Raw genomic sequence first — 24,048 nt, forward strand, 5'->3', positions numbered from 1 at the left:
TCACGCATATTTAAATTTAGGCTAATATTAGCTGTTATAGTAAGTAGGCTTACATATAAGTTGTAGTTATTATCTATTTTTTAATCCTAGGCTGATATGCTTGAAGTTTATGGGAGGTAATAATTTAAAGGGATATTAATGCATCAGCATTCATTTGATAAAACAGAATCAGTCAGATTAACCGTATTCAAAAATATAAGCTTAATAATTACATTAGTTGCTTTAGTTGTCGCTTACGTTAATGTGTTTATGAGTAAAAATTATGTTTTGGGCTTTATTGAACTTGCATTAGCTTTTTTTTGTATTTATACCTATCACCAAACGAGAACAAACCGCTCTAAATTATGGCATCGCTATGCTGTTATTTATATTTACTTTGCGGTTGTGTTGCTTGCTATCACCGCAATTAACTTAGAGACTGGCATATCGCATTGGGTGTGTACTCTTCCTGTATTGGTTTACTTATTGTTTGGAAAAAAGCATGGCTTTATAAGCAGCTTTGGCTTTTTGATTACGTTGTTACTGCTGTTTTATGTTATCGACAAACGGTTAGTTGAAATAAATTTTAAGCTCATCATTAATCTTTCTCTGACGTATATTATTGTGTGGGGTGTTTCACATGTTTTTGAATCGATGAGAGCCTCTAATCAAGAGGAAATTATTAATTTAGCATTACGCGACAGCTTAACACAGGCTTATAACCGGCGTGCTTTTAAAAGCCATTTTCATAACCATATCGACTTTTCTAACCCCTATTGTTTTGCCTTAGCTGATCTGGATTTTTTTAAAAAAGTAAACGATAAATATGGGCACGATGCCGGTGATGCAGTGCTGGTACAATTAACACAGTTATTTAAAAAACATTTAGGCGATGAACATGTTTATCGTTTTGGCGGTGAAGAATTTACATTGGTGGTAAATGACGACATAGAGGTCGCTATAATCACAATGGATAAGCTAAGAACTGACATACAAAATCATCAATTTACTTATATGCAGAGCACGTTAAACATCACTATCAGTATTGGCTTGGTCGGTATTGATGCACTTGAGCATACTCACCTGAGTGAAATTTTAAGATTAGCCGATAATTATTTATATTTAGCTAAAAACAACGGTCGAAACTGCGTTGTCAACGGCCTGACTAAAATATCAAACAAGGGCAAAGAAACATTAACCAAATAACTTTCGTCTGACTACTTTTCTGTATTCGCTCGGGGTTTGGCTCAATACCTTTTTAAACACACGGGTTAAATGCCCTTGATCGTTATAACCAACTTCTAACGCGACTTCCTGAATTGATAAGTTCGATGAGGCCAGTAATTCTTTTGCACCTTCAACACGTAGCTGCTGCCAGTACTCTATAGGGCTTTGATTTGTAGCAAGTCGAAACCTGCGTGTAAACGTGCGGTAGCTTAAGCTAAATTGTGCCGCGACTTCTTGTAAATCTAACTCACTAGATAAATTAGTTTTTAACCAAAATTGTATTTGTGCAATAAGTTCATCAGCATGTCGGTTAACGGCGCCTTCTAAGTAGCGTTGATCTTCGTAGGGTTTACGTATTTCATGTGAAAAGTTCCGCTCAACATGCTGCGCCGCTTCTTTACCATAGTATTGGCTAATAATATGAACAATAACGTCAGCTAAGGCATTTAAACTGGCTACCGTATACATACGCTCTGATTGGGTAATAAAAAAATCAGGTTTTAAGCTAACGTTTGGATAATCTTGAGAAAATTGCTTGGCATAATGCCAGTGAGTGGTTGCAGGGTGACCATCAAGTAAACCGGCTTCTGCGAGCAAACAATTGCCGGTACCAACACCAATAATATGGCTACCCATGGTAAAACTCTCATTGAGCCAATTAACTATTGGTTGATTCGTTTTAACAACAGGCCGTGGATTACGCCAAATACCCGGAACAATGATTAAATCGCAATAGGGGGCGTTATCACTGCTGCAATCAGGCACGATGGCTAAACCTGTTCTGGTTGCAATAGGAGCCATATTTTTTGCAATTAAATGAATATTCAGTGCTCTGAAGTTTTTTTTACTAGTGTGCCCTTTGGCGAACGCTTCACCTGCTCTGAGCATTTCAATTGGCAAGGTTAAACTAGTTACCAGTAGATGCGAGTAAACAGCAATAGCTATATTTAATGGTGGATTTGTTGGGTTATTGCTCATTCAAATGCTCCGACCAGTTGTTTTTGGCCTTTTATGCTTAATATTTGGCTATTAAAGCACAAAGTTGTGTGCGTAATCCATTTAAACTGACTCCATATTCTTATAACACGTTTTTTTTAAAGGTAAATTATGACCGCATTACCCGTCATTGTCGGCATGGGAGGCATTAATGCCGCTGGCCGTACTTCTTTTCATCAAGGTTATCGTCGTATCGTGTTAGATAGCTTAGAGTCTCAAGCTCGCCAAGAAACATTTTTAGGCCTTGCCACATTAATGAATTTAGTGAGTGTTGTGAATGGACAACTACAAGACATGCAAGGCAATAATGTTGAGCAAAGCGACATAGAAGCACGTTTTGGTGAGCAAATTATTGCAGGTACATTAATTCGTAAAATTGAAAAACAACATTTTGATGTAGATGCCACGCCATGGCAGCAAAAAATGACGTTAACCGCATCGGATGAAAACGCGATTGTGTTTGAAACACGCCGTCGTGATTTACCTTCGCCAGTTCCTGAAAGTTGGCACGTAGAAGAGCTTGAAAATAAAAAAGTGAAAGTAACTATTGCGGCTCAATTTGATATTAAACATGATTCTACTCGTGATAACCCAATTAAATCTGCTGGGCAACTACCCACAGGGTTTGATCCGTCAATTATGTACAATAGCCGCTACCAACCTCGTGGTTTACAAGCCACTATTTTTGCTGCCACCGATGCAATAAAATCAACCGGACTTGATTGGCAATACATTATGAATAGTGTTGAGCCTGATAAAATTGGTACCTATTCAGCATCGGTTATTGGCCAAATGGACGATAAAGGCTTAGGTGGGTTAGTCAAAGCGCGCCAGCAGGGTGATCGCGTCAGCACTAAGCAGCTAGCACTGGGTTTAAATACAATGTCGACCGATTTTATCAATGCCTATGTTACGGGCAATGTAGGGACTACTTTTTCTACATCGGGTGCGTGTGCTACTTTTTTATACAACTTGCGCGCAGCAGTAAATGATATACAAGCAGGGCGCACACGTGTTGCAATTGTGGCAAGTGTAGAATGTGCAATTACCCCTGAAGTGGTTGAAGGCTTTGGCAATATGAGTGCGCTGGCTAATATTGAAGGTTTGCGCCGCTTAGATGATTTAAGTAATGACGATGAACCTGATTATCGTAGAAGCAGCCGCCCATTTGGCGAAAACTGTGGCTTTACTTTAGGTGAAGGCGCACAAGTGGCTATATTAATGGATGATGCGCTGGCACTTGAACTAGGTGCAGACATTATGGGCTGTGTGCCTGATGTATTTGTTAACGCCGATGGAGTAAAAAAATCAATTACTTCACCTGGGCCTGGTAACTACATTACCATGGCAAAATCGGCTGCACTTGCCAGTAGCTTACTAGGTAAAGAGGCATTACAGCAACGTAGCTTTATTTTAGCCCATGGTTCAAGCACACCACAAAACCGCGTAACTGAGTCGTTAATTTATCATAAAGTAGCGCAAACATTTGCAATAGATAATTGGAAAGTAACCGCCCCTAAAGCGTATGTTGGCCATACTATAGCACCTGCCAGTGGCGATCAGCTTGCCATTGCCTTAGGTGTATTTAGTCATAATATTATGCCGGGTATTACCACTATAGATAAAGTGGCTGATGATGTTTATGCAGATCATTTAGATATTCGTAACAGTCACTATGATTGTGGTGATATGGATATTGCATTTATAAATTCTAAAGGGTTTGGTGGTAATAATGCAACAGCCACAGTGCTTTCAGCAAAAGTAACGATGCAGATGCTTGCTAAGCGATATGGCGATGAAATGATGGGGCTCTATACCAGCAAACATGCAGCGGTAAAAGAAGCACAACAGCACTATCAACAACAAGCAGATTTAGGTCAATACGCGCTAGTTTATCGTTTTGGTGATGGGCTGATTGATGAAAATGACATTGTTATTGATGAGCACAGCATTCAGCTGCCAGGCTTTGAAAAAGCAATTATATTCAATACAACACATTCCTATCAAGATATGTTCTAAGCACACATACTTGTTAGCAAGGCGCTTTTTAAGCGCCTTTTTTAATGTATGAACCCATATTGTAGTTTAACTAATGCGCTAATTAGTTCCTTAACAAAAATATTAAAACTTCACCTCTTTGCAAATACTTCAAATTACTAATCTCTTCTTCCGCATTAAAAATAAAGCACCTTGATAAATTGAAAATATTAGGTTTGTTGCATACAATATAATAATTAATTAGTAGTATGTTATTTATTTTATTGAGTTAAAAAGTATTATTTATTATGCATCAAGAACTTTATAAATAGTTACTATAATTTTTGCTCAGATAGGTTAAATACTCAATTTTATTAATTACTTTAGGAGTAGTGATGAAATTAATACCATTAAAACGCTGGCTTATAGGGCAAAAAAGTCTCACTTTATGTACTTTACTCTTTCTGTCTAAACTTAGTTTTGCGTCTATTATTTTATTTGATGACAAACCACGTAATGGTACTTCATTGTGGTCAACCTCATCTAGTGAATCGACTTTAACTAAAATTGGTGAGCCTGTAGCTGATGGCGAAAGAGCTATATTAATGCAGGCACACTACTGGACTCAATCAGGATTACGTATTGCTCAAGTACCTCCTTTTAAAAATTCAATACTTGAGGAAAAAATATACAGAAAATCAGGAAATAAGGGCACTTTAATGTTTCGTCGCGGTAACGATTCATTAAAAATAAATCTTGATGAAACCAATAACGAATTTTGGACATTGGATGGTTTGCCTGGCCATAATAATTTTTCAGACGATACATGGCACACGATTAGAATCAATCTCAATGGCTTTAATCTTGATGAAAATGAGAAAGTCCTGGCTATTGGTATTCAAGGCCCTCTTGGAACAGGTAGATTTTACATGGACTCGGTTTCCTTTGTTGAGGGAGAGCCAGATAATAACATTTCTCCGCCGTTAGCTGGTAATTGGGAGCTGACTTTTGAAGATACTTTTAATTCAACTTTATTAAACCCTAATAATTGGCATGTTGGAAAGCAATATCTAGGAATGAGTGGTATCGCAGGTAATGCTGGGCGAGAAACTATTCGCATTGAAAATGAAATGTTACGGTTTGAAGCAGAAAAAAACACATTAAATCAAGGAACCAAACGTTACTTTTATAAAGCCGCTGAGGTAAGTACTTTTCGTAAATTTAGACAAAAATATGGTTACTTTGAAGCCAAAATTAAGTATGACTCAGTACATGGTGCTTGGCCTGCATTTTGGTTACTACCTGACAAAGGCATTTATGGTAACGATACTTATAGGAGGCAGTCATTATTAAAATTTAATCTTGATGATGTATCTACTACTATTTCTTCTGCATTATTAAGATTTAAGATCTCTGAAGCAAACACTCAAAGCAGCATAGCTGTGCATAAAACACTTTCCGCAGATTGGTCCCAAGATACTGTAACTTGGAATACTAAACCGCAGGTTGATCCCTTATGGTTTAGTCATAGCTATGGAGAGGTTACGGGAAACATAATTGAAGTGGATGTTACCAGTTATATAAGAGAGCAAAAAAGTTCTGGTAAAGAGGCGAGCTTTGCATTGATTGACAATTATATGCGTAGCCAGCTTATAAAAATTTTTAGCAGTGAAGCGAATAATATTTCTGATAGGCCCGCTTTAATTGTAAATGAAGAAAGTTTATTCCCGACTGAAGATGCTTTTGTGCGTGGAGGTAATTATGCAGATACTAATTATGGTCAAGAACCATTTCTTTTAATTAAAGACACTTGGGGAGATACCTCACCTACATTCGATCAGGGAATGGAGTTTGATATTATGGAGAGTTTAGGTATCTGGGGGGAAGACATCAGTATCTCAGCTCTGCATTGGGATGGTTACGGTAGCCAACATAAGTCAGTAAATTCCGGCGAGCTTTATCATAATTATTCCTCAGATGGTTTCCATATATATGGCATGCATTGGCAGCCTGGTTATGTCGGTATGTATATAGATGGTGAAAAAGTCTGGGAGCACTATGACGACCGAGTTGGAAGTTTACCTTCTTATATTATTTTATCGTTACAAGTAGGTGGTTGGGATGGTAATGAAAAGAATATCAGTGATGATTTTGAGGCTAACATGCTAGTAGATTTCGTTAGGGTCTGGAGTAATTCAGAGTTCAATTAACAACAAGAGCGAACCAAAGCGTTATCATTTATAAATGTCGATTATGATGCATTAAAAAAAGCACTCAAAAAATTAAATTAATATATCTGATAAAGTGACGAAACATTTTATCGAGTATTTCCCCCACAATATATTGTGGGGGCGATTACTAAATATATTTAGCAATCAGGCTGTTTTTATTACGATATTTCCAGTTTAAGTAGCGCTTAGCGAGTAGGGCGGTAAGCACAACCACTACAGCTATCATCGCCATGGTTGCAATATAACTCATACCATACCCTGATGGTAAGCCAACAAGGGTTTCACCATAGGTCATATCACTAAAGTTAAAACCAAGAGCAGGTATTAAAAGCCAACTGATAGCATGTAGCAAATACAAGTGAGTGAGGTAGGAAAACATGCTGGTTTTACCTAGTACTTGCAGAAAATTTTGCGAAAAACTAGCCTTTAAGTGGCTCAACAGTTTTAGCGCAATTAAACCAAGCCCTACAGTAAGTAACATAAATTGTAACGACAACGGATATTTAGTCGGATTTAAAAACGACATAATAGTCAGCAGTGGAGCTGTATGTGTAGAAAACTGTGACATATCACCGTATAAATTAAAGCCGCGTAGTATTGAATAAAGTGCTAGGCAGCTCATACCCATAATAAACGCGTAATTCATCACTTTTTTACTATAATGCTGAGATTTATAATATACACCTGCACAATAAGCCAAACACATGAGTCCAGCAATAGGCGCAACGGGGTATGTCGTTCTAATAGAAAAACCAAACGGCAGTGCTAATACATTTTTTTGATGAACGATAGACCACAGTGTATGCGCGATGGTGTTACTTTCAAAGGTAATGCCATCAAGTAAGTTATGACCAAATACCAGTAATAAGCCAGCTATAAATACAGGGTATATACCTGTTAAGCGAAGCAAGCCAAGCACCACAAAGCCCCAGCCAATCGCCCAAATTACTTGAGCATATAACATCGGGAAAAGAGGGTTAAAACTCCATGACCATGACACAATTGTAAACTCAAATAAAATAAGCACTAAGCCTCGAACTATTAAAGCGTTAGCAAACTGACGAGTACACGCGTATTTATGCTCTGTAATAGCGGCAGAGAGGCCTGCTAAAAATACAAATAATGGCGCACAGAAATGCGATATAAAGCGTGTGAAAAAAGTAAGCGCATCTGTTCCGGGTATGGTCATGGGATCAGTTACTGAATAATTTAGACAATAATACATGCCGTGATCTATCACCATAAATATGATGATAATGCCGCGTAATAGATCAATATGATGCAAGCGACTTTGCGATAAAGATAATGACATAAAATACAATTAACAAGAATGAAAAAATGAACTTGATTATATGTTATATTATATCAAAAGGCGAGTTTGAAGATTGAATTTAACAGAGTGATCGCGTCAGCGCTATGCAATTAATTATAATTTTCATTATTTAAATTTTTTAACATACCTAAGCGTTATGAAGTTTATTACTGCCAACAAAATAGCTATTTCATAGCGGCTGTACGCAATAGCGATACCAATTAAACCCATATTCCAAATACTCGCAGCTGTTGCTGTTCCAGATGTAGACTGGTTATTTTTTAAAATAGCGCCGCCACCAATAAAACCAATACCAGTAATAATACCTTGTAACATTTTAGATTGCGCCTCTGCGCCCTCCAAAACTGACATAGCAATCAGTGCATAACCACATGATGCGACGGCAACTAAAGGAAACGTTCTCAGACCTGCACCATTATGGCTATGCTCTCTATCATATGCCATTGGCAGGGCAAGTAAATACGCCATGCCAAGATGAATCAAGTTATCAATAATGTCTCTCCACTGTAGATCAATTTCCATTGCTATTTCCACGGATAAATTTTAAATAAGTAGCAAAAATTGAACCAAGGTATTAATTTAAATAAAATCATTGTGTTACCTTTGTTTTATCGAGGGGGATGAGTGGCGTTAGCAATATTTACACAATAAAGTGCGTTTTTACCCAGCAATGAATTTCAGCTGCGTACCACACAAGCAAACTCTATTATGTAAAATTGTGGGGCTTACATATTTTTACAACACTCCTTTTTTAAGTCGTATATAATTTGGCTTATTTGCAACGAGAGTTTACATGCGCATTTTATTAATTATTATCTTTTTAAATGTATTAAGTGGTTGCACAGTAATGGGTATATTTCTGGATGAAAAGGCGAGATCCAAGTTAAACATCAATAGCACTAATAATTTTGTAAAGGATAAAGATAGTTTTAGTTTTAGCAAACTTGGTTACGAAACTGATAAAGCCATAATTGAATTTATAAAAGAAGATAACGGTGTGATTAAAAAATGTAGGCAGGTTACTAGGGTCTGTTGACCTTTCAAGGTTAAATTTACAGCAGTCTGTTTGGTATTTAGGCAAGGCAGAGCCTATGTGGTGTGGTTATTCCCCATAAATAGGCGATAACGCAGAATAAATGCTAATCAGGCGCTGCCCGAAGGGTTCTGCCTAGGGGCGATTTACTCTTTGTTACTCGGTTTTTACTTAGCCCACTAGGTTACAAACCTCGCGCCGCAATTAAACCGCCCCTAGTTTGAACAAATTTTAATCCGCAAAGGTCAACAGACCCTAAAGTCTTAAAAGAATGTGTAGAAGTAGATAAATCTACTCTACACAGTAATGAATCTAAGCCGATAAAAACTGATGATGAAATAATAAGTGTTGGTCTATAAAGCTACTAATAAAAAAGTAACTATGATCGTAGCCAGCGTGCATTTCGAGCTGCAGCGGATACGCTTTTTTATTAGCGATATCGACCAAATTTTGCGGCTTAAGCTGTTCTTCTAAAAAGTTATCAGCATCACCTTGGCTTACCAGCATAGGTAAATAGTTAGCTTGCTCGGCTTGTTGCATTAATTCGCAAGTATCGTAGTGTGTCCACGTTGTTTTGTCGTCGCCTAAGTAGCCTGTAAATGCTTTTACACCCCACGGACACGCCATAGGATTAACAATAGGACTAAATGCCGAAGCGCTGGTGTACGATTGTGGGTTTTTAAGTGCAATCATCAATGCGCCGTGCCCGCCCATTGAATGACCACTAATTGCTTTTTTATCTGTAACAGGAAAGTGTTGCTCAATTAGTGCCGGTAACTCATTAACAACGTAATCATACATATTAAAATGGGTGTTGTAGGGCGCTTTTGTGGCATTAAGGTAAAACCCAGCACCTTGTGCAAAATCATAGCTGTCTTCGTTTGGCACGTTATCACCACGTGGGCTCGTATCTGGCGCTACAATGGCGATACCCAGCTCCGCTGCTTTTTTAAATGCGCCTGCTTTTTGCATAAAGTTTTCATCGGTACAGGTTAAACCTGATAACCAGTACAGTACCGGCACCTTATTGGTTTCACTGGCGCCTGGCGGTAAAAAAACTGCAAAACGCATAGTGCAACGAGTGCTTGAAGCGCTATGGCTGTATTGCTTATGCCATCCGCCAGCCACTTTCGCTGTTGAAATATTTTCTAACATAACAATCCTTAAAAGCCGTTACTTAATAGCAACGGCTTGTGATGGTAATTAAGTGAAATGAGCGTATTAGTAATGAATTACAGTACGAATACTTTTACCTTCATGCATTAAATCAAAGGCATCGTTAATTTCTTCTAGGCTCATGGTATGAGTGATAAAGTCGTTTAGCGCAAATTCACCCGCCATGTAACGCTCTACAATTTCAGGAAGTTGTGAGCGGCCTTTAACACCACCAAATGCGCTACCACGCCATACACGGCCAGTAACAAGTTGGAACGGGCGAGTTGAAATTTCTTGGCCAGCACCAGCTACACCAATAATCACAGACTCTCCCCAACCCTTATGACAACACTCAAGCGCAGAGCGCATTACATCAACATTACCAATACATTCAAATGAGTAATCAACACCGCCATCGGTCATCTCAACAATGACTTCTTGAATTGGCTTGTCAAAGTCTTTTGGATTAATTAAGTCGGTAGCACCTAGTTTGGTCGCCAAGTCAAATTTAGAGGTATTAATATCAATACCAATAATACGGCTTGCACCAGCCATTTTAGCGCCAATAATGGCAGATAAACCAATACCGCCTAAACCAAAAATAGCCACCGTATCGCCCGCTTTTACTTTAGCCGTATTTGTTACAGCGCCCATACCGGTAGTAACACCACAGCCTAATAAACAAATTTCTTCTAACGACGCTTCTTTGTTTACTTTAGCCAATGAGATTTCTGGCAATACTGTGTATTCAGAAAATGTAGATGTACCCATATAGTGGTAAATAGGCTCGCCATCTTTGAAAAAGCGAGTGGTGCCATCTGGCATTAAGCCTTTACCTTGTGTTTCGCGCACTGCTGAACACAAGTTTGTTTTACCTGAAGTACACATTTTACATTCACCACATTCTGCGGTGTATAAAGGAATAACGTGATCGCCAACTTCTACACTTGAAACACCTTCGCCCACAGCATAAACCACACCCGCGCCTTCATGACCTAAAATAGCGGGGAAAATACCTTCAGGATCTTCACCTGATAAAGTAAAAGCGTCTGTATGGCACACACCAGTGGCAGTGATTTTTACCATTACTTCGCCTTTTTTAGGCATCATCACATCAACTTCTTCAACGCTTAAAGGCTGATTAGGGCCCCAGGCAATCGCTGCTTTTGATTTTATAAATTCAGACATGTGTATATCCTTTGTAGTGGTTTGAATATGAATTGTAGACCCATACTGTTTGGGTGATGAGGTTATTGTATTTGTTTCTCAGACAATGATAATCTTCAATTTAATAAAACACTTTTACAGTATGGTAATAATTATGCGTTGGGAAGGTATTGATGAGTTTATTGCTGTTGGCGAAGAGGGAAGTTTTACCCAAGCTGCACAGACGTTAGGTTTATCGGTTGCTCATATTAGCCGCCATGTTACAAAGCTAGAACAACGGTTAAATACGCAATTATTAACACGTACTACTCGCAAGGTTGTTTTAACCAAAGAGGGCGAGCAGTTTTTACACCAAGTTAAACATTTACAGCACGCAATGGACGAGGCCACTCAAGGATTAGCATCGGTACAAACCTCACCTAAAGGTAAAATTAAATTAACAGCACCGGTTATGTATGGTGAAAGTTTTATTATGCCCATTGTACATTCATTTATGCATGATCACCCAGAGGTAGAAGTAATCGCAACGCTCTCTAACGAGCAAGAAAACTTATTAGAGGGAGGCTTTGATTTAGCCATTCGACTAGGCCATTTAAAAGATTCAAGCTTAAAAGCGCGGCGCTTGAGCTCGCGACGATTTATTATGTGTGCTTCACCTGCATATTTAGCGCGTTTTGGTGAGCCTCACACTTTGGGGGAGCTTAATAATCATCAATGTTTAATTGGAAATAGTAGTTATTGGCGAGTAAATGAAAATAATCGTGATAAACATATTAAGGTAGCAGGGCGATTGCATTGTAATAGCGGCTGGGCACTGGTTGACGGCGCTAAAAAAGGTTTGGGTATTGTTCAGTTGCCTGATTACTATATTGAAAATGAAATTAAATCCGGTCATTTAGTGCCTATATTAACTGCATACCAACCACAACAAGAGGGCGTGTGGGGTCTATATCCGCCACGGCAATTTGTGGCTACTAATGTGCGGGTATTACTTGATTACTTAGTAACAGGGCTGAAAGTTTAGCAGGGTTTACTGGCTTGTTTAAAATATAGCCAAGTATCAGATTTATAAATTATTTCTTACATTTATGGTGATATTCAATTGCGCTGAGTTCGTGCTACTATAACGCCACACTTTTGGCATTAATGTTTTAATTAATATGTTTCAACCTGTTAGCCTGTTTATCGGACTCAGATATAGCCGCTCCTCTAAAGGCAATGCGTTTATTTCGTTCATTTCGTTTTTTTCTATTGCAGGTATAGCGATTGGTTTAATGGCGCTTTTTACGGTCAGCAGTGTAATGAACGGCTTTGAGAGTAGTTTAAAATCAAATATGTTGGGGCTTATTCCACACGTTGAAGTGCAAGCCAAAGATCACTCCAAAGCGCAAATGAATTCGTTAAAATCTGCGCTTGAGCAATCACCGTATGTTGATCATGTTAGTTTGTACCGCCACGGTGAAGCCATATTACAAACCAATAAAGATCTTCACGGGGTGTTATTACAAGGGCTTTACGACAATAACGGCTCGCTGTATAAAATCACCGACAAAATAGTGCAAGGCAATTGGCAAAGCGTACTAAATAATAATTATAATATTGCAATAAGTCGTTATTTAAGCCGCAAACTTGGCGTTGGCTTAGGTGATAAGTTACGTGTAATTATGCCTAACGCATCTACGTACACCCCACTTGGGCGCATGCCAAGCCAACGTTTATTTAAAATTGCTGCTATCTATGAAACTGGCTCCGAAATAGACATGGGACTGGCATTTACCAGTGGCGTATCACTACAACGGGTTTTAAAACTTAGCAACAATACGGTACCTAATTTAAGCGTGTCACTTCATGAGCCGTTTGCACTTGACCAATTTATGCAAGACAGCCAACACATACTCAATGACTTTAAACTCACCGACTGGAGAAGCAGTCAAGGCACTTTATTTGCCGCCGTTGCGATGGAAAAACGCATCATGTCTATGCTCCTTGGCTTAATTGTGCTGGTGGCGGTATTTAATATTGTATCGGCACTGACCATGATGGTCAGTGAAAAACAAAGCGAAGTAGCAATTTTGCAAACATTAGGACTCACACCAAGCCAAGTGCAAACCGTATTTATGGTACAAGGGCTCTATAACGGAGTAATTGGCACGGCCGTGGGTGCTTTTTTAGGTCTTTTATTAAGTTTATATATAAATGAACTACTGGCTTTGGTTGGTTTAAATTTACTATCGGGAATTTCACTCCCCGTCAAATTTGATGTGGTTAGTTTAAGTGTTATTGCCGTTTTAAGCTTAGCAATGAGCTTTTTAGCGACTTTATACCCAGCACGCCAAGCCGCTAAAGTAAACCCAGCAGAGGTATTACGTTATGAATGATTTAGTAATTAGTTGTGAAAAAATAAGTAAAGTGTACCAAGACGGGCAAAATCAGGTTGAGGTATTAAAAGGCGTTGATTTAGCCCTAACGCAAGGTGAAATGCTGGCAATTGTAGGCAGCTCAGGTTCAGGTAAAAGCACCTTGTTACATATTTTAGGCACCTTAGACACGGCCAGTGCGGGTAGTGCAAAAATAAAAAACCAAGACGTTGCTAAGTTATCTCGCTCGCAGCAAGCGGCTTTCAGAAATAAAAACTTAGGGTTTATTTATCAGTTCCACCATTTATTAATGGAATTTAGTGCGGTTGAAAACGTTGCCATGCCATTACTCATAAAAGGGTTGAGCGCAAAAGAAGCCAATAAGAAAGCACTTAACATGCTAGATAAGGTAGGCCTTGCACATAGAAGTAGCCATAAGCCTTCGGCTCTTTCTGGTGGTGAACGTCAGCGTGTTGCCATTGCACGCGCTTTAGTGACAGAGCCTGCGCTGGTGCTTGCTGATGAGCCAACGGGTAATTTAGATAAGCAAAATGCGATTAAAATTTACGATTTAATTAATGAGTTAAATAAAAGTTTAAATACCAGCTTTGTGGTGGTTACTCATGATTTAGAGCTGGCTGATAAGCTGGGTAAGATAGCGTACTTAGATGATGGTAAACTATCAATAAAAGAGTCTAGCCATGTTGCTTAGTGCCTTTATTAGTAAACGCTTTAGAGCCTATTCAGGCCATAAAGATGAAAAAAATGCCTTTGTAAGTTTTATAGCCAAAGCATCCACTATCGGTATTTTACTTGGTGTTGCCGTGTTAATTGTGGCGTTATCGGTGATTAATGGGTTTGAGCAGCAATTAGTGCATCGTTTATTAAGTGTAGTGCCGCAAGTTGAATATGTTGCCCCAAGTAGGCCAATTGCCGATTGGCCCACTAAAGTCGAAAAGTTAAAACAGCAACCACACGTAACAGGCGCAGCCCCATTTATTGCCGTTAATGGTATGGCGCAATTTAAAAGCCAATTAAAAGCGGTTGAGATTCGAGGTGTTGAGCCTTCGTTGGAAGGTGATGTGTCAGCCATTAACCAATTTACACAAGGTAAATTAGTCAGCCAGTTAGCTGGTGATGATGTTATTTTAGGCAAGCAAATTGTTAAGCAACTTAACATCGCATTAGGTGATAATGTGACCTTGTTAATCCCACAAATTAGTGAAAAAGGCCAGTCATTACTTGCCCCAAAACGCGTTACCCTCACGCTTGCGGGCATTATAGAAATGGGCGGACCAATCGACAGCAGCGCTGCTTTTATTCATCTTAACAAAGCACAACAAACCTTAGGCTACGATCAAAGCCAAGTAACAGGATTACGCTTGCGTGTTGATGATGTGTTTTCGGCGCATCAAATAGCGCTTCGTGTTGGCCAGACTATTACCGATTATGTGTATATTTCGAGTTGGCTTAGAACGCAAGGTAGCTTATATCAAGATATTCAAATGGTGCGCACGATTGTTTATATTGTGGTGTTTTTAATTATCGCGGTGGCGAGTTTCAATATTGTGTCTTCACTGGTAATGGAAGTGCGTGAAAAAGAAGGCAATATTGCTATTTTAAAAACCATGGGTGCCAAAGACAGTACCATATTGGCTACTTTTGTCATGCAAGGCTTAACCCAAGCATTTGTGGGTGTACTTTTAGGCTCAATTGTTGGCGTGATTTTAGCAATTAATATTAGTGAGCTATTTACTTGGCTGAGCTTGTTACTGGGTGAAAACCCGCTAGAAGGTGTGTACTTTATCGAATTTTTGCCCAGTAAATTAGTTTGGCAAGATATTGTGTTGACCGTTATAGCCACCTTTGTGCTTGCGATATTGGCGACGCTATATCCAGCATGGCAAGCAACACGCGTAGATCCGGCAAAGGTATTGGGTAATTAAACACAGTATTTAATAGGGTGCTTAGTGTAACTCTGATAAACTGCGCCGCTACTAAACAGCTTTTGTTTGCTGAGCGCTTATTTACCTTGGGATTTACTTTGACAAATAACGATATTTTACGCCGTATTCGCTACACCTTTGATTTAACTGATTCAGCTATGGTTGATGTTTTCGCCGCAGCAGCGCAGAGCGTAAGCACTGAGCAGGTGATTGCATGGTTAACTAAAGAGGGCGAGCCTGGGTATACCCCAATAAGTGACACTGAATTTGCGGTATTTTTAAATGGCTTTATAAACACCAAGCGCGGCAAGCGTGAAGGTGAGCAGCCAGAGCCTGAAAGTAAATTGAACAACAATATTATTTTTATGAAGTTACGTATTGCTTTAAACATGAAAGCAGAAGACGTGATCGCGACCTTGGCGTTGGTTGATTTTGATTTAAGTAAACATGAGCTAAGCGCATTTTCACGTAAAGTTGAAAACAAGCATTACCGTGTGTGTAACGATCAAATATTGCGTTTATTTTTAACCGGTGTACAGCGTACTTTTCGCCCAGATGGCGAAAAAGCTTAATGCATTTTATGGAGGTTGAATACAACCTCCATTTTGACCTCTCCACATTTACTCAATTATCAGTCTATCCTTCTACAACTTCAGTCTCATAAAGCAGTTTATTTTGTCGCTCTCGTAAAAATGTAGAGTCGTATTTTGTTTTACTATTTTTTTAATACTTTTAACGTGTTATTCATTAAAATGGGTGTTTTTAGCATATAAATTCTTTTTTAATGAGTTTTTATACAAAAGAAACAACAATTTAATTCAACATCAAACACGTGCATCCAGTTTATCTATGATGTTAAAGTGTGAAAATAATGATCGGATAATTAATTTCTTCACTAACAATAGCATTGATCATTTTTCCTATTTCAAATTAAAAAATACCTACATGGAAGAATAAATATGAATTATATACACACAACCATTGCGCAGTTAAAACAAACGAGCCCTGCGCAATGTGAGTTTTATCAAGCAGTGGAAGAAGTGCTTGACTCACTTGAACCTGTATTTGCGCAAACAAGTCATTACCAACAACAAGCAATTATTCAAAGAATGGTAGAGCCAGAGCGCCAACTAATGTTTCGTGTGCCTTGGGTTGACGATGAGGGCAATATTCAAGTAAATAAAGGCTACCGTATTGAATTTAATTCGGCGTTAGGGCCTTACAAAGGCGGCTTACGTTTTCACCCGAGTGTAAATGCCAGCATTATAAAGTTTTTAGGCTTTGAACAAATTTTTAAAAATGCACTAACAGGTTTGCCTATTGGTGGGGGAAAAGGCGGTGCGAACTTTGATCCTAAAGGACGCTCTGATGGCGAAATTATGCGTTTTTGCCAATCCTTTATGAACGAGCTATACCGCCATATTGGCCCGACTACCGATGTACCTGCCGGCGATATTGGCGTAGGTGCCAGAGAGATTGGCTATATGTTTGGTCAATACAAACGCTTAACAGGGCGTTATGAAGGGGTGCTAACGGGTAAGAGTTTACTTTGGGGTGGATCGCTTGCCCGTAAAGAGGCCACAGGCTATGGCGCTGCCTATTTTGCTAATAATATGCTTGAAGAGCGTAACGATAGCTTATCAGGTAAGCGCTGTTTAATTTCAGGCTCTGGTAATGTGGCTATTTATGCCATGGAAAAGTTATATCAACTTGGTGCAACGCCAATTACCTGTAGTGACTCTAAAGGCACTTTATATGATGAGAATGGTATTGATTTAAAGCTGATAAAACAGCTCAAAGAGCAATCAAGAGGGTGTTTAAGTGACTATTTAGATAGTCATTCACAAGCCAAGTATACGCCTCGCGATGACTACCCAGAGGATGGTCATACGGTATGGCGCTACAGTGCGGATGCGGCATTCCCTTGCGCCACGCAAAATGAATTGACCGAAGCGGATGCAAAAGCGCTACTTGATAATGGCTGTAAATTAGTATGCGAAGGTGCCAATATGCCCTCAACCAAAGAAGCGATTGATTGCTTCATTGAAGCAAAAATAGCTTATGGCCCGGGTAAAGCGGCTAATGCCGGTGGCGTGGCAACCAGCCAACTAGAAATGGCGCAAAATGCCAGTATGCAAAGCTGGACGTTTGAAGAAGTTGATGAAAAGCTCAAGCAAATAATGAAAGATATTTTCACAACAGCAAGCGATACCGCAAAAGAATTTGATCAGCCCGGTAATCTATTACTAGGCGCTAACATCGCTGGTTTTAGACGTGTAGCCGATGCAATGATTGAACAAGGCGTTGTATAGTAGCGCCTCGGCTATTTAATTAACTCTCTACTTTTATTCGTTATATCCTGAATAAGAATTGTTCAGGATATAGCAAAAATAACGTATAATATTATTTAATAAGGTAAATTTAACTCGCTAATTAATAACAATAAACTATAGTGTGGATAAGGATCAGTGAGCTTATTAAGGAGAGTGCAGGTGCGACTTATTCCCGCAATTTTTTATTTTTCAAGTGCGACAGAGCACGACTTCCAAAATCAACTTAATAAAAGCTCAATGCGTCTTGCTGATGCATCACTCTACCTTGTAACACTTTTTTTATTGTCTTTTATTTTTATGGCTTGGTTTAATCAACAAGAGCCTGCTAATTCAACCATAACAATTTTACGTGTAGTTATGGTATTGCTATCGATAGTTCTGATTATTATAAATAAAACACTAAGTTCAGAGTACTTACATTCGCGCTTTTTTATTTATGCGGTTTTATTTTGTTTTTTATTTAGTTATTTCTTCTGGGTATATGTTCAGCGTTACGGTGAGTTGAAAGAGGGAGGGCCTATGCTTGTAGCGGCTGCATTTATAGCCATACCGATGCTGCACTTAGGACATAAACTGGTTTTATGGTCAATAATCGGCATTGCCTTGATATTTATTGAGCTTTTTTCTTCTACTTCGATTGTATGGACACTTTATTTTTATTTTAGCATGGTGATTGTATTGGCTATTGTGCAATATCAACTAGATACCTTATTAAGAAAGCAATATAAAGCGGAGTTATTTGAAACGGAAAAAGCTAACACCGATCAGTTAACAGGTATGCATAATCGGCATAGTTTTGATCGGCGCTGTAAAGCATTAATTAACAAGTTAGCGCCATCACAATATTTAGGGTTAGCCATGATTGATATCGACTATTTTAAAAAATATAACGATAACTACGGCCACTTAGAGGGAGATAACGTACTAATAGCAGTAGCAAACCGATTAAAACATTGTGACGCTGATATTGTGGTGCGCTTTGGTGGTGAAGAATTCATATTGGTAAAAACATTGCAAGCGAATGAGCTAGATTGGTTAAGTGACTTACCTAAGCGCTTCGCAGACGACCCCATTGCACACCAATATTCACCTTTTAACCGTATTACTGTCTCTGCCGGTATTGCAATTGATCAATACACGACATACAGACCTTCAATAAAATCATTGTTAGCAACAGCTGATGTAGGGGTTTATAAAGCTAAAAATGCAGGACGAAATATCAGTATTACCGATTTTGTTGACCCTAAACAACCTGAAATTGAGTAAGACAATGCAAAGCACTAAGCTGATAGTGCTTCGCATTGAATCGGATTACGAAAATGCAGACTCGGCGAGCTCTTCTTGCATTTGTTCACGCATTTTAAATTTTTGCAATTTGCCGGTTACCGTCATCGGGTAATTTTCAACAAAGCGAATGTATTTAGGTTGTTTAAAGTAGGCGAGTTTGTCCTTTAAAAACAGACGAATTGCTTGCTCATCAAGCACTTCACCTTCTTTAGGCTGGATCCAAGCACAGACTTCTTCACCGAATTTTTCATCACTAATGCCAAAAATAGCGGCGTCTTGTATACCCGGATAGGTGTAAAGCACTTCTTCAATTTCACGCGGATAAATGTTTTCACCACCACGAATAATCATGTCTTTAATTCTGCCAACAATGCTGACAAAGCCCTCACTGTCCATTACCCCTAAATCGCCCGAGTGCAGCCAGCCTTCATTGTCAATGGTTGCTTTGGTTTTCTCTTCATCATTCCAGTAGCAACGCATAATGCCGGCCCCACGGCTACATACTTCACCAGGCTGCCCGATTTTTTGAATGTCACCAACCTCATCAATAATTTTTACTTCGGTGTGTGCAAGTGCTCGGCCAACCGTAGTGACTTGACGCTCAATAGAAGAGTCGGTTTCGGTAATGTTATTAATTGGGCTGCATTCTGTTTGCCCATAGGCAATTACCACCTGATTCATATTCATGAGTGTTTGTACTTTACGCATCACCTGTTCAGGACAAGTTGAGCCTGCCATAACACCCGTTCGCAGTGTACTTAAGTCATACTCGTTAAAGTTATTAAGCTCTAACTCGCTTATAAACATAGTGGGTACACCATGAAGGCCGGTGCATTTTTCTTGTTGTACCACCTCTAATGTAGTTTTTGGATCAAAAGAATCACTTGGATAAATTGCAGCGGCCCCTTTACTGACACACAATAAACTGCCTAATACCATGCCAAAGCAGTGATATAGCGGAACAGGAATACAGAGCTTATCGCGCTCAGTAAAGTGCATAGCTTGTGCGACTAAAAGCGCATTATTCAATATATTTTTATGCGTCAACGTAGCCCCTTTAGGGTTTCCGGTGGTGCCAGAGGTAAATTGAATATTGATATCTTGATTGCAATCGAGGGTTTTGGCCACCGCTTGCAGTTCTAATTTATGTGCATCGGTGGGCATGCTCATAACCTCATTAAAGGAAAACATCCCATCGACGGGTTCATCACCAATACAAATTACATTTTTTAAAGTGGGTAATTTGACTGCGGTTAACTCACCTTTGTTACAACCGCTAAGCTCAGGAGCTAAATTTTGCAGCATATTAATATAGTGGCTGCCTTTAAATTCAGTGGCGGTTATAAGCGTAGAGCATTCCACACTGTTTAGTGCATATTGCAGTTCACTAGGGCGGTAAGCTGGGTTAATGCATACCATAATGGCACCTATTTTAGCGGTGGCAAATTGTGTTAAGCACCACTGTATATTGTTCGGTGACCAAATACCGACCCGTTCACCAGGTTTTACCCCTAAAGACAGTAACCCCATAGCAAGTTGATTAATCTGCTGTTGAAATTGCTTATAGCTTAAACGTATATTTTGATGGGCAACGACTACGGCCAGAGCGTCTGGGTTATTGTCGACAATGGCGTCAAAGTAATCGCCTATGGTTTGTTCTACTAATGGTGTGCTCTGAATTCCTTTAAAATAGCTGCTTGATAGCGGTATAGTGTTTATTTGCTCTACTTCTTTTATCACTTTTTGTGTCGCTTTCATGACATACTCCATGTTTTTATTTTTGAGAGGCCTGCTGTTTAAATAAACACGAATTGTCGACAAAAGAAAGAGGGTTAGACTAATGTATTATACCAATCGGCAATAATACTAAATCATTTGAGGGGGCAAATCAGACGCTAGCTGTGTTAAAAATTTCTCATTTAGAACAACTAACTAACGAAATTTTTGCTTTGATATCGACACGATTTTCCTCCCTCAAATTAGATCACTTAGTTAAGCGAATTGGTATTACTGTTTTTATGTAGAATTTAAAGACAAAAAAACGCGTACTCTCTAGCGAATACGCGTTTTTATAAGGATGTAATTAATTTACATTTCGTCGCTGCGATACGTTTTTTTCATGATGTAAACGTAAGCATTAACAAATGCATTTTCTTGATACTTTTTAAGACCGGTGTCTTCAAACGCGATAGGTATCGGATTACGTTTTACTTGTTCTTTTATTTCGGTGGTTGAAAACACGCGTACATCGAGATTATCGATTAACTGAATAGCGGTTTCCATTTTGAATCCTTTAGCGCTACCAGCAAACTTACCTTTAGGTTGGCGTTCGCGAATGGCAACCGAATCAATTTGGTAATCTTGCATTAACTTGGCAAAATCAAACTGAAACTTACGCATTACTTCAGTGTCGTTACCGTTACCTAAGGTAAAGCGTGTTTGGCGCACATCACGAATATCAAAAACGTCATTATCTTTACTTAAAATACAAAGTAGTACATCACTACCGGTAATTTCTACACCACATGTTCTCATTGCTAATCTCTACTATAACTTAATTACCCGTTATTATACGCAACACGCATTAAAATGCGAGTTTAAGCACTTACAGTGGTGTTTTTGTTAGCGCTTAACGTCCACTCGTCATTTTGATGTAACAAGGTCTGTTTATCTTTGCGGCTAAATGTGCAGCCCTCCTTTTTTTAGCTAAGACAGCGCTATGGTTTGTTTACTTTAAATAGGTGTGAGCGTTGCTCAATTTTTTACTTAGCGCCAGGTGATAGCTCCCGGGCTTTAACTAAATCGCCCCTAGATTGAACAAATCCTAATAAAGAAAGCCAACAGACTCTTATTAAACGTTATTAATTGCACTTTTATGGTAAAATAGGGTGGTTTTTAATAGCTTAAAACTTGTAATTAATGCTGCAGCACGCGACAATAACTCTCTTGTAGTTGAGCAGACTCAGCATCTACATTAGCCATTTTTGGCGAAAAATAGTCAATGCTTATTCGTAAAAGCGTTGTCGAGTCATTCTCATTTAATTAATTAAAAATACACGTGATACATTGTAGGTGTCACCACTGTATGTAAGGATTTATAATGCCAGTTATTACTCTTCCTGACGGTAGTCAGCGTAGTTTTGAAAACCCTGTAAGCACTCTTGATGTAGCAAACGATATAGGCCCTGGTCTTGCTAAAGCCACCATTGCGGGTCGTGTTAATGGCGAACGCGTAGATGCGTGTGATTTAATTAGTGACGATTCTCGTCTTGAGATCATTACCGCAAAAGACGACGATGGTCTAGAGATTATTCGCCACTCGTGTGCGCACTTAATTGGTCATGCTGTTAAACAACTTTTTCCTGATGCAAAAATGGCGATTGGTCCAACAATTGATAACGGTTTTTACTACGATATTGATATGGAACATTCGTTATCTCAAGATGATCTTGATGCCATTGAAAAACGTATGCTACAGCTTGCAAAAACAAACTACGACGTAGTGAAAAAAACCGTTAGCTGGCAAGAAGCGCGCGACACTTTTGCAGCGCGTGGCGAAACATACAAAATTGAAATACTAGACGAAAATATCGCACAAGATGACCGTCCAGGTTTATATCATCACGAAGAATACATCGATATGTGTCGTGGTCCTCATGTGCCAAACATGAAGTTTTGTCAAAACTTCAAAATTATGAAAGTGGCCGGCGCATACTGGCGCGGTGATTCTGAAAACAAAATGCTACAGCGTATTTACGGCACAGCATGGGGCGATAAAAAGCAACTTAAAGCGTATTTAAAGCGTTTAGAAGAGGCTGAGAAGCGCGATCACCGTCGTATCGGTAAAGCACTCGATTTATGGCACTGGCAAGAAGAAGCGCCAGGTATGGTATTTTGGCACAACGATGGTTGGAGCATTTACCGCGAGCTAGAAGACTTTGTGCGTGAAAAATTACGTGAGTACCAATACGAAGAAGTGAAAGGTCCAATGATGATGGATCGCTCTTTGTGGGAAAAATCAGGGCATTGGGAAAAATATTCAGAGGCAATGTTTACCACTGAATCTGAAAAGCGTGAATACGCAATTAAACCAATGAATTGCCCAGGCCACGTACAAATTTTCAACCAAGGTTTAAAATCGTACCGTGACTTACCACTGCGTATGGCAGAGTTTGGTTGTTGTCACCGTAATGAACCATCAGGCGCGCTTCATGGCTTAATGCGTGTACGCGGCTTTACCCAAGATGATGCTCATGTATTTTGTACAGAAGAGCAAATCATGGATGAAGTATCGGCCTGTATTAAAATGGTTTACGATACCTATGAAACATTTGGTTTCGAAAAAATTGTTGTTAAACTTTCAACTCGCCCAGAGCAACGTATTGGCGAAGATGAAATGTGGGACAAAGCAGAGCTTGCACTTGCTGACGCACTCAAAGCAAATGACATTGAATTTGATTATTTACCAGGTGAAGGGGCGTTTTATGGCCCTAAAATTGAATTTACTTTGTACGATTGCTTAGACAGAGCGTGGCAGTGTGGTACAGTGCAACTAGATTTTGCATTACCGGGTCGTTTGGGCGCTACTTATGTAGCTGAAAATAACGAACGTCGCACACCTGTTATGATACACCGCGCTATTTTAGGGTCTATTGAGCGCTTTATCGGTATCTTAACAGAAGAGTACGCTGGTTTATTCCCAACGTGGCTTGCGCCTAAGCAAGTGGTGATTATGAATATCACCGATAAACAAGCACCTTATGTGCAGGAAATTGTACAAAAATTAAATAAACTTGGAATTAGAGCCGCTGCTGACTTGAGAAATGAGAAGATTGGCTTTAAAATCCGAGAACATACACTTAAGCGTATTCCTTACTTACTGGTTGTTGGCGATAAAGAAGTTGAACAACAAGAAGTAGCAGTACGAACTCGCACAGGTGAAGACCTAGGCAAATTTAATGTCGATGATTTTATCGCTAAAATCAGTGAAGAAATCAAAAATCGACAGTAAAAATCGAGCGTGTAGG

At 39.1% G+C, this 24,048-nt stretch carries 18 protein-coding genes; 11 read left to right on the forward strand and 7 right to left on the reverse strand.

What is annotated here, in order from left to right; translation table 11 throughout:
• Positions 1 to 138 precede the first annotated feature (138 nt).
• Positions 139 to 1,185, forward strand: coding sequence for a GGDEF domain-containing protein (locus tag KK487_RS18530; RefSeq protein ID WP_244152565.1), 1,047 nt, complete (start codon positions 139 to 141; stop codon positions 1,183 to 1,185).
• On the opposite strand, the gene KK487_RS07285 is transcribed toward KK487_RS18530, so the two are convergent.
• Positions 1,174 to 2,184: a GlxA family transcriptional regulator gene (locus KK487_RS07285; RefSeq protein ID WP_013464843.1), complete on the reverse strand. Its 1,011-nt coding sequence runs from the start codon at positions 2,182 to 2,184 to the stop codon at positions 1,174 to 1,176. The genes KK487_RS18530 and KK487_RS07285 overlap by 12 nt on opposite strands.
• 129 nt (positions 2,185 to 2,313) lie before the next feature.
• Between KK487_RS07285 and KK487_RS07290 the strand changes: the two genes are divergently transcribed.
• A complete protein-coding gene (locus tag KK487_RS07290; RefSeq protein ID WP_036956436.1) occupies positions 2,314 to 4,221 on the forward strand; it encodes a beta-ketoacyl synthase in 1,908 nt (635 codons plus the stop codon).
• 353 nt (positions 4,222 to 4,574) lie between these two features.
• The gene (locus KK487_RS07295; RefSeq protein ID WP_138764090.1) at positions 4,575 to 6,389 is read left to right on the forward strand and encodes a CBM96 family carbohydrate-binding protein; all 1,815 of its coding nucleotides are present in this window, start codon (positions 4,575 to 4,577) and stop codon (positions 6,387 to 6,389) included.
• 148 nt (positions 6,390 to 6,537) lie between these two features.
• Here the strand turns inward: KK487_RS07295 and KK487_RS07300 are convergent, their stop codons facing one another.
• From KK487_RS07300 to KK487_RS07315, 4 genes are all read right to left on the reverse strand, one after another.
• On the reverse strand, positions 6,538 to 7,722 hold the full coding sequence (locus tag KK487_RS07300) for an acetyltransferase domain-containing protein (RefSeq protein ID WP_036956438.1): 1,185 nt from the start codon (positions 7,720 to 7,722) through the stop codon (positions 6,538 to 6,540).
• Between the two features lie 126 nt (positions 7,723 to 7,848).
• Positions 7,849 to 8,265 carry an MgtC/SapB family protein gene (locus tag KK487_RS07305; RefSeq protein ID WP_013464847.1) on the reverse strand — a complete coding sequence of 139 codons (417 nt, stop codon included), beginning with the start codon at positions 8,263 to 8,265 and terminating at the stop codon, positions 7,849 to 7,851.
• A gap of 823 nt (positions 8,266 to 9,088) precedes the next feature.
• Positions 9,089 to 9,931: an S-formylglutathione hydrolase gene (gene fghA, locus KK487_RS07310; protein WP_036956439.1), complete on the reverse strand. Its 843-nt coding sequence runs from the start codon at positions 9,929 to 9,931 to the stop codon at positions 9,089 to 9,091.
• Between the two features lie 66 nt (positions 9,932 to 9,997).
• A complete protein-coding gene (locus KK487_RS07315; protein WP_013464850.1) occupies positions 9,998 to 11,119 on the reverse strand; it encodes an S-(hydroxymethyl)glutathione dehydrogenase/class III alcohol dehydrogenase in 1,122 nt (373 codons plus the stop codon).
• A gap of 130 nt (positions 11,120 to 11,249) precedes the next feature.
• Between KK487_RS07315 and KK487_RS07320 the strand changes: the two genes are divergently transcribed.
• The 7 genes from KK487_RS07320 (at position 11,250) to KK487_RS07350 (ending at position 19,000) form a co-directional block, all read left to right on the forward strand.
• On the forward strand, positions 11,250 to 12,122 hold the full coding sequence (locus KK487_RS07320; protein ID WP_171046528.1) for a LysR family transcriptional regulator: 873 nt from the start codon (positions 11,250 to 11,252) through the stop codon (positions 12,120 to 12,122).
• 136 nt (positions 12,123 to 12,258) lie between these two features.
• A complete protein-coding gene (locus KK487_RS07325) occupies positions 12,259 to 13,476 on the forward strand; it encodes a lipoprotein-releasing ABC transporter permease subunit (RefSeq protein ID WP_024601043.1) in 1,218 nt (405 codons plus the stop codon).
• Positions 13,469 to 14,167 carry a lipoprotein-releasing ABC transporter ATP-binding protein LolD gene (gene lolD, locus KK487_RS07330; RefSeq protein ID WP_008110493.1) on the forward strand — a complete coding sequence of 233 codons (699 nt, stop codon included), beginning with the start codon at positions 13,469 to 13,471 and terminating at the stop codon, positions 14,165 to 14,167. Before KK487_RS07325 ends, lolD begins: the two co-directional genes overlap by 8 nt.
• Positions 14,157 to 15,401 (forward strand): lipoprotein-releasing ABC transporter permease subunit, encoded by a 1,245-nt coding sequence (locus KK487_RS07335; RefSeq protein WP_215522111.1) that lies wholly within the window; start codon positions 14,157 to 14,159, stop codon positions 15,399 to 15,401. The genes lolD and KK487_RS07335 overlap by 11 nt, the downstream gene beginning before the upstream one ends.
• Positions 15,402 to 15,499: 98 nt before the next feature.
• Complete coding sequence (locus KK487_RS07340) at positions 15,500 to 15,973, forward strand: YehS family protein (protein ID WP_024601041.1); 474 nt, start codon at positions 15,500 to 15,502, stop codon at positions 15,971 to 15,973.
• Positions 15,974 to 16,360: 387 nt separating this feature from the next.
• Entirely contained in the window at positions 16,361 to 17,713 is a 1,353-nt protein-coding gene (gene gdhA / locus KK487_RS07345) for an NADP-specific glutamate dehydrogenase (protein WP_028835295.1), read from the forward strand.
• 180 nt (positions 17,714 to 17,893) lie between these two features.
• Positions 17,894 to 19,000, forward strand: coding sequence for a GGDEF domain-containing protein (locus KK487_RS07350; protein WP_215522112.1), 1,107 nt, complete (start codon positions 17,894 to 17,896; stop codon positions 18,998 to 19,000).
• A gap of 45 nt (positions 19,001 to 19,045) precedes the next feature.
• On the opposite strand, the gene KK487_RS07355 is transcribed toward KK487_RS07350, so the two are convergent.
• Positions 19,046 to 20,779, reverse strand: a complete 1,734-nt coding sequence (locus KK487_RS07355) for an AMP-binding protein (RefSeq protein ID WP_215522113.1) — start codon at positions 20,777 to 20,779, stop codon at positions 19,046 to 19,048.
• A gap of 330 nt (positions 20,780 to 21,109) precedes the next feature.
• On the reverse strand, positions 21,110 to 21,556 hold the full coding sequence (locus KK487_RS07360; protein ID WP_008110482.1) for a DUF3010 family protein: 447 nt from the start codon (positions 21,554 to 21,556) through the stop codon (positions 21,110 to 21,112).
• A 565-nt stretch (positions 21,557 to 22,121) separates the two neighbouring features.
• Between KK487_RS07360 and thrS the strand changes: the two genes are divergently transcribed.
• The gene (gene thrS, locus KK487_RS07365) at positions 22,122 to 24,032 is read left to right on the forward strand and encodes a threonine--tRNA ligase (protein WP_024601037.1); all 1,911 of its coding nucleotides are present in this window, start codon (positions 22,122 to 22,124) and stop codon (positions 24,030 to 24,032) included.
• Positions 24,033 to 24,048: the final 16 nt, after the last annotated feature.

The sequence above is a fragment of the Pseudoalteromonas sp. SiA1 genome (genome assembly GCF_018732205.1).
GTDB classification, from domain to species: domain Bacteria; phylum Pseudomonadota; class Gammaproteobacteria; order Enterobacterales; family Alteromonadaceae; genus Pseudoalteromonas; species Pseudoalteromonas tetraodonis.